Source organism: Stenotrophomonas sp. LARHCG68 (assembly GCF_052871705.1).
Genome location: NZ_JBIXJV010000003.1, coordinates 257,068 through 269,409, shown reverse-complemented (window position 1 = coordinate 269,409; position 12,342 = coordinate 257,068). Strand labels below are relative to the sequence as shown.

Here is a 12,342-nt window from a genome sequence, read left to right as displayed (position 1 = left end):
GGCGGATAATCCGCCGATGACCAACCGACTCAACAAGCACATTGCCGAAACCGGCTTCTGTTCCCGCCGCGAGGCCGACCGCCTGATCAGCGCCCGCCGCGTCACCGTCAACGGCATCGTCGCCGGCACCGGCGCCGAGGTGGGCGAGGGGGACGAAGTCCGCGTCGATGGCCAGCCGCTGCGCGCACGTACCGTGCAGAAAAGCACCGGGCGCAAGCATGTCTACATCGCGCTGAACAAGCCGGTGGGCGTGACCTGCACCACCGAAAGCGCGGTGAAGGGCAACATCGTCGACTTCGTCGGCCATGAGCAGCGCATCTTCCCGATCGGCCGCCTGGACAAGGAATCCGAAGGGCTGATCCTGATGACCAGCAACGGCGACATCGTCAACCAGATCCTGCGCGCCGAGAACGGCCACCAGAAGGAATACCTGGTGGCGGTGAACAAGCCGGTCACCGACGAGTTCCTGCGCGGCATGGCCCGCGGCGTGCGCATCCACAACCAGATGACGCTGCCGTGCCGCACCTCGCGCATCGCCAAGTTCGGTTTCCGCATCATCCTGGAGCAGGGCCTGAACCGGCAGATCCGCCTGATGGCGGCCGAGTTCGGCTACCGCGTCACCCAGTTGCGCCGCGTGCGCATCGACAACATCAAGATCGGCGCACTCAAGCCCGGCCAGTGGCGCAACCTCACCGAACAGGAGCTGCGTGGCCTGCTGCCGCAACAGCGGGAGTGGTGAAGTGTGACTGCCTTGACGCGGTGATGCCGCCCCGCCGCTAGACTTGCCCCAGCCTTACCTTGACCACCGCACGATACGGAACCGCGCATGATCAAGCCTGCGATCCCTGCCAATGAATCCCAGCGCCTGGCTGCCCTGCAGCGCTACCGGATACTGGATACGCCGCGCGAGCAGGAGTACGAAGACCTGGTGACCATCGCCCGCACCATCTGCGGCACCGCCTGCGGGGCGGTGACGCTGATCGACCGCGAGCGGCAATGGTTCAAGTCGATGCAGGGGCTCGAAGGCGAGCAGACCCCGCGCGAGGATGCCTTCTGCGCGCATACCATCCTGCGCCCGCAGGAGCTGACCGTGGTCGAGGACGCGCGGCTGGACGCGCGCTTCAGTGGCAATCCGTCGGTGGTGGGCGACCCGCACATCCGCTTCTATGCCGGCGCACCGCTGCTGAGCAGCGACGGCTACGCACTGGGCTCGCTGTGCGTGTTCGACTCGGTGCCCGGCGTACTGGGCCAGCGCCAGGCCGACGCGCTGCGCGCGCTGTCACGCCAGGTCGGGCGGATGATGGAGATGCGCAAGCTGCGCCACGAGCTGGAACATCACCAGCAGGAACATGACTGGTACGAGGCCCGCCTGGGCGAGTACTACCTGCAACTGGAGCAGGTAAACAGCGAGCTGTCCGAGCAGACCCGCACCGATCCGCTGACCGGCCTGTCCAACCGCCGTGCACTGGCCACCGCATTGAGCGAGGCCATCGAGCGTGCCGGCGAGGTGCCGCCGGCGGTGGCCATCGTCGACATCGACCATTTCAAGCTGGTCAACGATATCCACGGCCACGCCGAGGGCGACCGGGTGCTGACCGAGATGGCTGGCGTGCTGCGCGCGCAGTTTGCCGGGCGCGGCATGGCCGCCCGTTACGGTGGCGAGGAGTTCGTGATCCTGATGCCTGACACGCCGCTGCAGCAGGCCGAGCTGCAATGCCAGTACCTGCGTGAGTCGGTGGGCCTGCTGCCGATCGGGCTGCCGGTCACGGTCAGCATCGGCCTGGCCGCGCATCGTGCCGGCGAAAGCCCGCAGGACACCCTGCACCGCGCCGACAGCGCGCTCTACCAGGCCAAGCAGGACGGCCGTGACCGGGTGGTCGTGGCCACCTGACCGCGCCTACGCAGCGGCGGCCGGGCGCAGCCGGTTCAGCAGCGGGTGCAGGAACACGCCGCCGAGGATGATCGCCACGCCCAGGTAGAACTGCGGGGTCAGCTCATGCTGTTCGCGCAGGAACAGCATGGCCAGCACGATGGCGTAGACCGGCTCCAGGTTGGTCACCAACTGCACCGTGTAGGCGCTGAGGTGGCGCAGGGCGACCAGCGCCAAGGCGAACGGCAACAGCGTGCACAGGCCCGAAAGCGCCAGCAGCAACAGCCCGTCGTGCAGGTTGGGCAGCACCCACAGGTCGCTGGCCAGGGCCGGCAGCAGCACCGGCATGGCCGGGGCCAGCAGGGTCAGTGTGAGTACGCCGGCACCCAGTTCCAGGCCGGTGACGGTCAATGGGTCGGCGTGGCCGACCATGCGCTTGTTGAACGAGCCGAACACCGCCACCAGCAGGGCCGACAACGCGCCGACCGCCACGCCCAGGCGCATGCCGTCGGGAACGCCGCCCACCACCAGCGCCACGCCCGGCAGCACCACGATGCCCAGCGCCAGTTCCTTCATCTGGAACGGCCGACGCGCGATCCAGGGCTCGATCACCGAGGTGAACACCGGTGCCAGCGCGATGCAGGTGGCCGCGACCGAAGCATTGGCCAGCTTCACCGAGCCATAGAACGTGAGCCAGTGCAGCGCCACTAGTGCGCCGATGCCGGCGTAGCCCAGCGCCACCTTCGGGCTGAGCGTGGACAGCCCGCGCCATACGCGCGGCAGCAGGGCCAGCATGGCCACCACCAGCAGCATGCGCCACCACACCAGCGGGAGGGCGGGCAGGGTGATCAGCTTGCCGAGGATGGCGGTAATGCCCCACAGCAGGACGCAGAAATGGATTTGCAGCAGGGCCTTGCGGTGTTCGTTCGTCGCCATCGGCGAATTGTCGCCGATGTGCCGACGCATTGCCGCATCGATCGCTTCAGTTTTGGTCGACGCGTTGCTGCAGCTGGCGCGCCGCGGCCGGGTTGCGGTGCTTGGCGGCGCTGATGAAGTACAGGTATACCTCGCGCCCCTCCGGCGCAGGCCTCGCAGGCGCGGCGAGGTGGGGCAGGTCGTGCGGGTCCTGTCCGCGCCGCCACGCCATCACGCGTTCGGCCCATTGCGCCAGTTCCGCCGCCGGGTAGCCGGTGTCGCAGGCATCGCGGCTGCGCATGAGCCGGGCATAGACGAAGTCCGCGCCGAGGTCGGCCGCGTTGGGGTAGTCCGGTGAGTCGGTGTAGACCAGTGCCAGGCCGTGCTGGCGGGCCAGGCCAACCAGCCGTTCGTCGAAGAACGCACGGTCGCGTACTTCCAGCGCGTGGCGCTGGCGGCGTCCGTTGACCTGCCGCGGCAGCAGCTGCAGGAACGCGGCGAAGTCGTCCGGGTCCAGCGTGCGACCGGCATCGAACTGCCACACCAGCGGACCGAGCCGGTCACCGAGGTGGCCGATGCCATCGATGAAGTCATCGATCTGCGCGCCGGTCCCGGCCAGCTTGCGGGCGCTGACGATGCGCTTGGGCGCCTTGGCCGAAAACACGAAACCTTCCGGCGTGGCATCGCGCCAGCCGGCGTAGATGGCTGGCTTCTGGGTGCCGTAGTAGGTGCCGTTGATCTCGATGCTGGTCAGCTGGCGGCTGGCGAACTCCAGCTCGCGGCGCTGCACCAGCCCGACCGGATAGAAGGTGCCGCCGCGCCACGGCACATAGGTCCAGCCGCCGATGCCGATGTGGACCCCGGGGGTATTGGCCGTACCGGCAAACAAGTCGTTCAAGTCACACCCCGGGGCAGGAGCGGCCGTGGCCGCGAAGCCGTCAATGTACCCGCAAGCCAACCGGTGGGAGCGGCCTGGGCCGCGACATCGGGAAGGTCCTGATCCGGGGATTCAACGGCTCGGCGGCAAAGGCCGTGCCTACGCGGCTTTCCAGGGGTCGTAGCTGCCGAACCACCACAGGTGGCCTTCCGGGTCACGGCAGGCGTAGCCGCGGCCGCCATAGTGCTGGTCGGCGATGTCGATGACGATCTCCGCGCCGGCTGCCTTGGCCTGGGCGTAGTGGGCGTCGGCGTCGCTGACGATCACGCAGGCGCTCTGGGTTTCCATGCCACCGACTTCGTCGGGCTGGATCATGTTGCTGCCCCATTCGCTGGGCTGCACCGAGCCGAGCATCACCATGCCGTTGCCGAATACCAGTTGGGCATGCAGCACGACGTTGCCCTCCTGGTAGACCGCGTGGCGCTGGAAGCCGAAGGCGTCGCACAGCCAGTCGATGGCGGCCGGGGCATCGCGGTAGCGCAGGCAGGGAATGATGGTGGCGGTGGTCGTGGCGGCGAGGTCCATGGCGGCCTCAGGGCAGGAGCGGAAAGGCGAGCGTGGGCGCGCTCGCGTTACCATCGCGAGAAGGCCGGCCCGGCCATGGGCCGGCATCGATCCAGAGGGAGAGCGCATTGAATAAATGGTTTGGGGGCGGGCTGGTGCTCGCGATGAGCGTGGTGGCCCAGGTGGCCGATGCACAGGAGGCGGCGGTGCCGGCGGAGCTGCAGCAACTCGATGCCACGGTGGAGCGCGTGCGCCAGCAGTTCGACGTGCCGGGCGTGGCGGTGGCGGTGGTCAAGGACGGCAAGGTGGTGCTGGAGCGCGGCTGGGGCCTGCGCGAGCTGGGCAAGCCCGAGCCGGTGCAGGCCGACACGCTGTTCGCCATCGCCTCCAACACCAAGGCATTCACCGCCACCTCGCTGAACCTGCTGGCCGAGGAGGGCAAGCTGAAGATGGATGACCGGGTGATCGACCACCTGCCGTCGTTCCGCATGTCCGACCCCTACGTCACCGGCGAGATGCGCATCCGCGACCTGCTCTCGCACCGCAGCGGGCTGAGCCTGGGCGCCGGCGACCTGCTGTTCTGGCCGACCACCACCTACAGCAACGCCGAGGTGGTGGCGCGACTGGGCCAGGTACCATTGAAGAACGGTTTCCGCGACCGTTACGCCTACGACAACATCCTGTACGCGGTTGCCCAGCAGGTGATCGAGAAGGTGTCCGGGCAGCCGTTCGCCGCGTTCCTGCAGCAGCGCATCTTCGACAAGGTCGGCATGGCCGGCACCCGCTACAACGCCGACCATCTCAAGCCCGGCGACAAGGCCGCCGTCGGCCACGCCAAGTTCGACTTCACCGACCTGCGCCCGGTGGCGCCGCTGACCTGGTCCAACAACGCCGGCGCCGGTGGCATCTACTCCAGCGTGCACGACCTGGCCAGGTGGATGAACGTGCAGCTGGCCGAGGGCAAACTGGCCGACGGCACGCCGTTGTTCAGTGAAAAGACCCAGCAGCAGATGTGGCAGATGCAGATCCCGCAGGTGGTGCCCAAGCCGTCGGTGCCGGAGCTGGAAGCCGCGCGCCCGAACTTCGCCGGTTACGGTGAAGGCTGGAGCCTGAGTGACTACCGCGGGCAGAAGCTGGTGTGGCACACCGGCGGCTGGCCGGGGCAGGTGTCGCGGCTGACGCTGGTGCCCGGGCAGGACCTGGGCGTGGTGGTGCTGACCAACCAGGAATCGGGTGCGGCTTTCAACGCCATCACCATGAGCGTGCTCGACGCGATGCTCGGGGCACCGTCGCATGACTGGGTGGCGGCGTATGCGGCCAGCGTCGCCAAGGCACAGGACAACGCGGACGAAGGCTGGGCTCGGCACGTGGCTGCGCGCGACGCCAGGAGCACGCCCTCGCTGCCGCTGGGTGGTTATGCCGGCACGTACCGCGATGCGTGGTATGGCGATGTGGTCATCGAGCAGAAGGGCGGCAAGCTGCGCCTGCGCTTCGGTGCCACCGCCGATCTGGTCGGCACGATGGAGCACTGGCAGCACGATACCTTCATCGTGCGCTGGGACAACCGCTCGCTCAACGCCGATGCCTTCGTCAACTTCAGCCTGACCCCGGACGGCAAGGTGCGCGAGGTGCGGATGGAAGCGGTGTCGTCGCTGACCGACTTCAGCTTCGACTTCCAGGACCTGCTGCTCAAGCCCAAGGCGGAGTAAGCAGGGCACCACGGTCCCGCGGCCATGGCGGGGATGGCATTCCCGCCGTGGCATTGCCCGCGGCGCTTCGGAGGATCGTGGACGGGAGGCAAGGGCGTCGCGGCCGGGACCGTTCCCGCTGGCGGGCAAGCGCCTGCCGTAGACAGACACAACACAGGCCGCGATGGGACAATCGCGGCCTGTTCTGTTTCTGCAGGCCGTGGCGATGTTGCGCTGGTTCGAGTCGTTGATTCCCGTGTTCCCGCCGGTGGATGCCCGCATGCCACCGCGCGGCGTGGTGCGTTTCTACCTGCACTACCTGCGCCCGGTGTGGCCGGTGCTGCTGGCCACGCTGGTGGCCGGCCTGCTGCTGGCGCTGGTGGAAGTGGCGATGTTCGACTTCCTCGGGCGCATCGTGGACATGCTCTCGGACAACGCGGGCCCGGGGTTCTTCCGGCGGCACGCAACGGAGCTGCTGTGGATGGCCGGCATCACGCTGCTGGCGCGCCCGGTGCTGGTGGCCCTGCACAACCTGCTGGTCAACCAGGCCATCGTGCCGGGGTTGAGCAACCGCTCGCGCTGGCTGATGCACAACTACGTGGTGCGGCAGAGCCTGACCTTCTTCCAGAACGACTTCGCCGGCAGCGTCGCCAACCGGGTGATGCAGACCGGTACCTCGCTGCGCGAATCCGCCGTGCAGATGGTGGATTCGCTCTGGTACATCGTGGTCTACACCGGCACCGCGCTGTACCTGTTCGCGCAGGTGGACTGGCGCTTGATGGTGCCGCTGGCCGTGTGGCTGGTGGCGTACGTGGCCATCGGCGTGTACTTCGTGCCGCGCATGAAGCAGCGGGCATGGATCGCCTCGGATGCACGGTCACGGGCCATGGGCCGCATCGTCGACGGCTACACCAACATCTCCACGCTCAAGTTGTTCGCGCACAGCGGACACGAGCAGGCCTACGTGGCCGAGTCGATCCAGGAGCTGGCCGAGAAGCACCGCGCGCAGACCCGCATCACCACCGGGCTGGAACTGGTGATCGCCATCCTCAACGGCTTCCTGATCGTCGGTACCTGCGGGCTGGCGCTGTGGTTGTGGAACGATCGCCTGATCAGCGTTGGCGCGATCACCCTGGCCACCGGCCTGGTGATCCGCATCCACAACATGTCCGGCTGGATCATGTGGACGGTGAACGGCATCTTCGAGGACATCGGCACGGTGCAGGACGGCATGGAAACCATCGCCCAGCCAATCGCCGTGCAGGACCAGGCCGATGCCGTGCCACTGCAGGTGCATGCCGGCGCGGTGGATTTCAAGGACGTGCACTTCCACTACGGCAAGCGCGGCGGCGTGATGGCCGGGCTGAACCTGTCGGTGAAGCCGGGCGAGAAGATCGGCCTGGTCGGCCCGTCCGGTGCCGGCAAGTCCACCCTGGTGAACGTACTGCTGCGCCTGTACGACCTGGAGAGCGGACGCATCCTGATCGACGGGCAGGACATCGCCCGCGTCACCCAGGACAGCCTGCGCGCGCAGATCGGCGTGGTGACCCAGGACACCTCGCTGCTGCACCGTTCGATCCGCGACAACCTGCTGTACGGGCGCCCGGATGCGACCGAAGACCAGGTGCGCGCGGCCGTGGCCAAGGCGCGTGCGGAAGGCTTCATCGACGCGCTGGTGGACGGGCAGGGCCGGCAGGGTTACGACGCGCATGTCGGCGAGCGCGGCGTGAAGCTCTCCGGTGGCCAGCGCCAGCGCATCGCCATCGCGCGGGTGCTGCTGAAGGATGCGCCGATCCTGATCCTGGACGAGGCGACCTCGGCATTGGATTCGGAAGTGGAAGCGGCGATCCAGGACAGCCTGGACGAGTTGATGGGCAACAAGACGGTGATCGCGATCGCGCACCGGTTGTCGACCATCGCGCGGATGGACCGGCTGGTGGTGATGGACCAGGGCAGGATCGTGGAGACCGGCACCCATGCCGAGCTGGTCGCCGCCGGTGGCCTGTACGCGCGCTTGTGGGCGCGCCAGACCGGTGGGTTCGTGGCGGCCGATGCCTGAGCCCGGAACGGCCCTCACCCCAACCCCTCTCCCGCGCTGCGGGAGAGGGGCCAGTAGACGGCGAATCGAAACAATGCGAGCCCCTCTCCCGTAAAACGGGAGAGGGGCTGGGGTGAGGGCAGAGACGCGCCGGGCTAGCCGAGCAGCACCCGCCCAAGCACGGCGACAGCGGCAGCCACCACGACCGCCAGCACCATCAGCCAGGCGCGGCGTGTACGCCGGTCCGCCGCCGCAGCGCCGGCGGCAAACAATGCGCTGCGGCGTGCGTCGCTGGCGGCCATCAGGGCGCGGGCGCGTTGCCCGCCTTCCTCTGCCGGAACACGGCCAGCCTTGATGTCCTCGGCGATGCGTTCAAGTTGCTGCATCGTCTCGGTCTGCAGTCTGTGCAGTTCAACGATCGGGTCGTGGTGGGGCATGCGGGCCTGGCGCGATCTCATGGCTCGGTGTGGTGTGACTGCAACGCCTGACGGATCACGCGCGACAGGATGGCAGGGTCGTTGGCGGACAGGTGTTGCCCAAGCCGCACCAGGCCAATGCCGAAGGCGGCCATCAACACGCCGGGCAGGGCGGCCGGGATCAGCATCGGGTCCATCCTGCCAAGCTGCACGACGCTGATCGTCGTCCCCAGCACGCAGAAGCCCAGCCAGAACACCATGAAGGCATGCACGAGCGCGGGTGGCGCGAAGCGGCCGTGCAGCGCGCAGCCCTGCGCGGTGTCCACGAAGTGGCCACGGAAATGCGGCTTGAACGAGTTGCGCAACGCGCTGCGGTGATACAGGTTCACCCGTGCGGCCTCCACCGAACCGACGATGGTGCCGGTTGCGGTGATGTTGCCGCGTGCGGTGGCCGCGCGCAGGTTCTGCACGGCCTGCGCGCGCGGCAGCGGGCTGGGGAACACGGCAGGCGTACGGGGGAACAACCAGGTCCAGAAAGGCATGCGTTTCGGTCGGTGCGTGGCAGGACACGATAGCTGCCCACCCCCGCGCATGGCTATCGGCGGGTGGCGCCGGCGGCGCGTGCGGCCTTCTTCACCAGCGTGGTGACCTTCTTCTCCACTGCAGGGGTGAGCGCGTTGAGCGCGAACGAAGTGGGCCACATGTCGCCGTCGTCGAGTGCGGCACTGTCGTTGAACCCCAGCGTGGAATAGCGCGCGCCGAACTTGCTCGCGCCCTGGAAGAACACCACCACCTTGCCGTCGGCATTGGCATAGGCCGGCATCCCATACCAGGTCTTGGGTGACAGTGCCGGCGCGGTGGTGGTGATGATCCCGTGCAGCCGTCCGGCCATGTCGCGCTCGGCCGCTGGCATCTCGGCAATGCGGGCCAACACCTCGGCCTCGCCCTCGGCTTTCCTGCGGCCGGCCTTGGCCTCGGCCGCCAGTTCGCGGGCGCGCTCCTTCATGGCGGCACGTTCTTCGGTGCTGAATCCGGACTTGCTCATGACAGTGGCTCCTGGGGAAACACGCGCTTTATAGCGCGGATTCGGCCGGTTGGCGTCGTCCATCGTGGCCGGGCCGGCGTCGCTCAGTCACCGGGTTGGCCGATCCAGAGCCGATTGCCGTCCGGGTCCTGCAGCCGGAACTCGCTCATCCCATAGAACGTGGTTTCCAGCGGTGGTACCTCTAGGCCGTTCTGGCGCGCATGCGCATGGAAGGCACGCAGGTCATCGGGATAGAGATAGAGCACGGCGCTGCGCGCACTGCCGGCCGGTGGATTGATGGACTGATCGAGCATGACCTGGCAGGGGCCGCAGCGCAGCATCGCCCAACCCCAGGCGTCATTGTGGTCCTCGACCTCGAAGCCGAGCTTGCGGTAGAAGGCGATGCTGGCCGGCAGGTGTGTCACCGGCTGCATCGGGATCAGCTGTTTCAGGGGCATGGCGGGGCGTCCGGCAGCGACGGGTTGCCCACTGTAGCGCCGGGTTCAGAGCAGGCCGTTCACGGCCATGGCCGACGCGCCCAGCAGGGCGGCCAGCACCGCCAGCACGCACAGGCCATAGCGCAGGTGGAACGGGATCGGCACGCGGCCGAGCTCGCGTTCGGTGGTGCGCGCATCCAGGATCCAGCCATGGTTGCACTGCAGGCAGGCCAGTTGGTAACGCTTGTCGTAGGCGAAGCCGAACAGCATGTCGAAGCTGCCGTACTTGTAGCGCAGCTGCTTCTGGAATGCGGTGAGCTGGCCGCATTTCGGGCAGTTACGTTGTTCGGGTTCGCCAAGCGCGACCACGCGCTCGCCCTGGCCGATCAGGAACATCATTGCCAAGCGTCCTCGACGTTGGCCAGCACCTCGCAGTCATAGTAGCCGCCGTTGGCCTGCAGCCACGGCACCACCGTGGCTTCATCGAGCGCCTGCTGTTGCAGGAACTGGCGGGTGAACCGCAGCGAATGGTCGCAGCCGGCCCCCAGTGCCTGGTCAAGGTGGTCGAACAGGGCCGTCAATGCTTCCCGCGGCAGGGGCAGCGCCGCGATGGCCTGGGCGTGATGCTGCTCGGCGAGCCCGCGCAGCAGGGCTTTGCGACGTTCGAGTTCGGCGTTGGAAGGCATGCGATGCGCCTGTCTGCGTGGGAGGTAAGTGCGGGAAAACCGGCGCTCGCGCCGACGCTCATGGCCGCGGGCGAATGATCACGTACTGCTTGCGGAACTCCGTGCCGGTACCTGCCCATTGCCGGGCGTACTCGACCAGGGCGGGCAGTGCATCGGGATGGTCCTGCCCATTGATGCGGCAATCGGCGCTGAAACTGCCATCGTCCGCACGACTGGCGAACAGGCGCACGCCGAGGAACTGTTCCGCGCGCAGGACCGGCATGAAGGCCTCCAGGCTCCGGGTGAGCAGGCAGCACGGGCAGAACGGGTGCTCCTCGTCGGCATCCACCGGCTCGGAGGCGTAGTGCGCGACCGGGCCCAGCACGATCTGGCGCACCGCCTCCGGCGCCTGTTCCGAGGCCGGCAGGGTGATTTCCATCACCGCGCAATGCCGTGGATCGGCTTGGACGGCATCGGACAGGGTTGCCAGATCCATCTGCGCCCAGCTGCGAAAGCCGCTCGACATCGAGGCCTGCTCATCGGCACCCATGGCGTGCTGGAACTCGATCAGCCCTTCGGTGAAGAACGTCGGGTGCCTGGCCGTGGTGACCGTCGCAGTGCGTACGTTGCCGTTGTCGAAGCGGAACGTCTCGATATGTTCGACGCCCAGCGTGATGCCGCTGGACAGGTGTACCTGCCCATCGACGAGGCGGGCGTGCGGGTCCGATGCCCTGGTCGCTTCGAGCAGCAGCCGAAGTGGCAAGGCCGGCTCGGGCGCCGGCGGACCTTTGAAGAACCTGCTGAAAATACCCATGGAATCCGGCTTCCTGCCCAATGATGTGATCGCGGGTGTTGTGCGAGGGAGGCCTCAGCGCTGCGGCTCGACCACCACGGCGGTGCCATAGCACAGCACTTCGGTCAGGCCGGTCATCAGTTCGGTGGCGTCGTAGCGGACCGCGATGATGGCATTGGCGCCGAGCATGCGCGCGTGCTGCACCATGTCGCGATAGGTCTCGTTGCGGGCCTGCTCGCACAGCTCGGTGTAGATGGTGATGTTGCCGCCGAACAGGGTCTGCAGGCCGCCGATGAAGTTGCCCACGACCGAGCGCGAACGCACGGTGATGCCGCGCACCAGGCCCAGGCTGCGGGTGACGCGCAGGCCGGGCAGTTCCATGGCGGTGGTGACCATGGCATCGGTGAGGTGAGGGGTTGCGGCGGGGATCGCGGGGGAGTTGTAGGGGTCGGCCATCGGAGTTCCTGGGATTGAGGGACGCGGCTGGATGCGGGCGTGCGATCCCTGCCGTCCTGGTTCCGTACAGCGGTGGATTCTATCCAGAACCCACTCCCGCGGTATCAGCCGGTCATCTGCCGATGGAGCAGGAAGGCGCCGGCAGCGACACCGGCCCAGACCAGCAGGCCGACCAGAGCGCACGCCGCATCGCCGGGTTCCTTGCCGGGGCGGAACAGACGGATCACCACGTGGCCGGTACCCTTGAGCAGGATCTCGAAGACCAGCTCGACCAGCATGCGGCCGACGACGCGCAATGCGCCACGCAGGGCTTCGCCGGCCAGGTCATCCAGGGGCATCGAGCAGGGGCCTCGACGGTTCCGGCGGGCTCAGGGCCGCGACGGCTGCGCGCGGCGCAGGTGCTGCTCGAGGTTTTCCAGCAACACGTCGTCTTCGATATGGAAGATTTCCGGAACCGGCTCGCGCGGCGCGGCGGCGATGACGATCAGCTGGCCCAGCCGCAGGTCGGGCGAGGTTTCCCAAAGCGCGCGAAGCGTGACCAGGACGGTGTCGATGCGGGCGGGGTCTCTCATGCGTGTTCCGGTGCGGCGGGTGGGAGG

17 protein-coding genes are annotated in these 12,342 nt (G+C 67.8%); 4 read left to right on the top strand and 13 right to left on the bottom strand.

Annotated features, from left to right (window positions below; genetic code table 11):
- Positions 1 to 16: 16 nt before the first annotated feature.
- Together ACIPR8_RS12380 and ACIPR8_RS12375 are read left to right on the top strand one after the other, a co-directional pair.
- The gene (locus ACIPR8_RS12380) at positions 17 to 739 is read left to right on the top strand and encodes a pseudouridine synthase (protein ID WP_132864589.1); all 723 of its coding nucleotides are present in this window, start codon (positions 17 to 19) and stop codon (positions 737 to 739) included.
- An 87-nt stretch (positions 740 to 826) separates the two neighbouring features.
- A complete protein-coding gene (locus tag ACIPR8_RS12375) occupies positions 827 to 1,891 on the top strand; it encodes a GGDEF domain-containing protein (protein WP_313255423.1) in 1,065 nt (354 codons plus the stop codon).
- Positions 1,892 to 1,897: 6 nt separating this feature from the next.
- On the opposite strand, the gene ACIPR8_RS12370 is transcribed toward ACIPR8_RS12375, so the two are convergent.
- From ACIPR8_RS12370 to ACIPR8_RS12360, 3 genes are all read right to left on the bottom strand, one after another.
- Positions 1,898 to 2,806: a DMT family transporter gene (locus ACIPR8_RS12370; RefSeq protein ID WP_192287265.1), complete on the bottom strand. Its 909-nt coding sequence runs from the start codon at positions 2,804 to 2,806 to the stop codon at positions 1,898 to 1,900.
- A gap of 46 nt (positions 2,807 to 2,852) precedes the next feature.
- Complete coding sequence (locus ACIPR8_RS12365) at positions 2,853 to 3,683, bottom strand: DUF72 domain-containing protein (protein ID WP_323437785.1); 831 nt, start codon at positions 3,681 to 3,683, stop codon at positions 2,853 to 2,855.
- Positions 3,684 to 3,821: 138 nt separating this feature from the next.
- Positions 3,822 to 4,247, bottom strand: a complete 426-nt coding sequence (locus tag ACIPR8_RS12360; protein WP_446541218.1) for a VOC family protein — start codon at positions 4,245 to 4,247, stop codon at positions 3,822 to 3,824.
- 107 nt (positions 4,248 to 4,354) lie between these two features.
- Between ACIPR8_RS12360 and ACIPR8_RS12355 the strand changes: the two genes are divergently transcribed.
- Both ACIPR8_RS12355 and ACIPR8_RS12350 read left to right on the top strand, forming a co-directional pair.
- Positions 4,355 to 5,935 carry a serine hydrolase gene (locus ACIPR8_RS12355; protein WP_446541217.1) on the top strand — a complete coding sequence of 527 codons (1,581 nt, stop codon included), beginning with the start codon at positions 4,355 to 4,357 and terminating at the stop codon, positions 5,933 to 5,935.
- 205 nt (positions 5,936 to 6,140) lie between these two features.
- Positions 6,141 to 7,973 carry an ABC transporter ATP-binding protein gene (locus ACIPR8_RS12350; RefSeq protein ID WP_192286367.1) on the top strand — a complete coding sequence of 611 codons (1,833 nt, stop codon included), beginning with the start codon at positions 6,141 to 6,143 and terminating at the stop codon, positions 7,971 to 7,973.
- A gap of 134 nt (positions 7,974 to 8,107) precedes the next feature.
- On the opposite strand, the gene ACIPR8_RS12345 is transcribed toward ACIPR8_RS12350, so the two are convergent.
- From ACIPR8_RS12345 to ACIPR8_RS12300, 10 genes are all read right to left on the bottom strand, one after another.
- Positions 8,108 to 8,389, bottom strand: a complete 282-nt coding sequence (locus tag ACIPR8_RS12345; protein WP_132864582.1) for a hypothetical protein — start codon at positions 8,387 to 8,389, stop codon at positions 8,108 to 8,110.
- A gap of 17 nt (positions 8,390 to 8,406) precedes the next feature.
- Positions 8,407 to 8,910 (bottom strand): hypothetical protein, encoded by a 504-nt coding sequence (locus ACIPR8_RS12340; protein ID WP_132864581.1) that lies wholly within the window; start codon positions 8,908 to 8,910, stop codon positions 8,407 to 8,409.
- Positions 8,911 to 8,963: 53 nt separating this feature from the next.
- A complete protein-coding gene (locus tag ACIPR8_RS12335) occupies positions 8,964 to 9,413 on the bottom strand; it encodes an iron chaperone (RefSeq protein WP_446541216.1) in 450 nt (149 codons plus the stop codon).
- Positions 9,414 to 9,496: 83 nt separating this feature from the next.
- Entirely contained in the window at positions 9,497 to 9,850 is a 354-nt protein-coding gene (locus tag ACIPR8_RS12330; protein ID WP_446541215.1) for a VOC family protein, read from the bottom strand.
- A gap of 45 nt (positions 9,851 to 9,895) precedes the next feature.
- Positions 9,896 to 10,228, bottom strand: a complete 333-nt coding sequence (locus ACIPR8_RS12325) for a hypothetical protein (protein WP_446541214.1) — start codon at positions 10,226 to 10,228, stop codon at positions 9,896 to 9,898.
- Positions 10,225 to 10,515, bottom strand: coding sequence for a DUF2695 domain-containing protein (locus ACIPR8_RS12320; protein WP_446541213.1), 291 nt, complete (start codon positions 10,513 to 10,515; stop codon positions 10,225 to 10,227). The genes ACIPR8_RS12325 and ACIPR8_RS12320 overlap by 4 nt, the downstream gene beginning before the upstream one ends.
- A gap of 58 nt (positions 10,516 to 10,573) precedes the next feature.
- The gene (locus tag ACIPR8_RS12315; protein WP_446541212.1) at positions 10,574 to 11,308 is read right to left on the bottom strand and encodes a DUF6348 family protein; all 735 of its coding nucleotides are present in this window, start codon (positions 11,306 to 11,308) and stop codon (positions 10,574 to 10,576) included.
- A 54-nt stretch (positions 11,309 to 11,362) separates the two neighbouring features.
- The gene (locus ACIPR8_RS12310) at positions 11,363 to 11,743 is read right to left on the bottom strand and encodes a YbjQ family protein (RefSeq protein ID WP_192286360.1); all 381 of its coding nucleotides are present in this window, start codon (positions 11,741 to 11,743) and stop codon (positions 11,363 to 11,365) included.
- A 104-nt stretch (positions 11,744 to 11,847) separates the two neighbouring features.
- A complete protein-coding gene (locus tag ACIPR8_RS12305; RefSeq protein WP_132864575.1) occupies positions 11,848 to 12,081 on the bottom strand; it encodes a hypothetical protein in 234 nt (77 codons plus the stop codon).
- Positions 12,082 to 12,111: 30 nt separating this feature from the next.
- Positions 12,112 to 12,315: a hypothetical protein gene (locus ACIPR8_RS12300; protein ID WP_446541211.1), complete on the bottom strand. Its 204-nt coding sequence runs from the start codon at positions 12,313 to 12,315 to the stop codon at positions 12,112 to 12,114.
- Between the last annotated feature and the right edge of the window lie 27 nt (positions 12,316 to 12,342).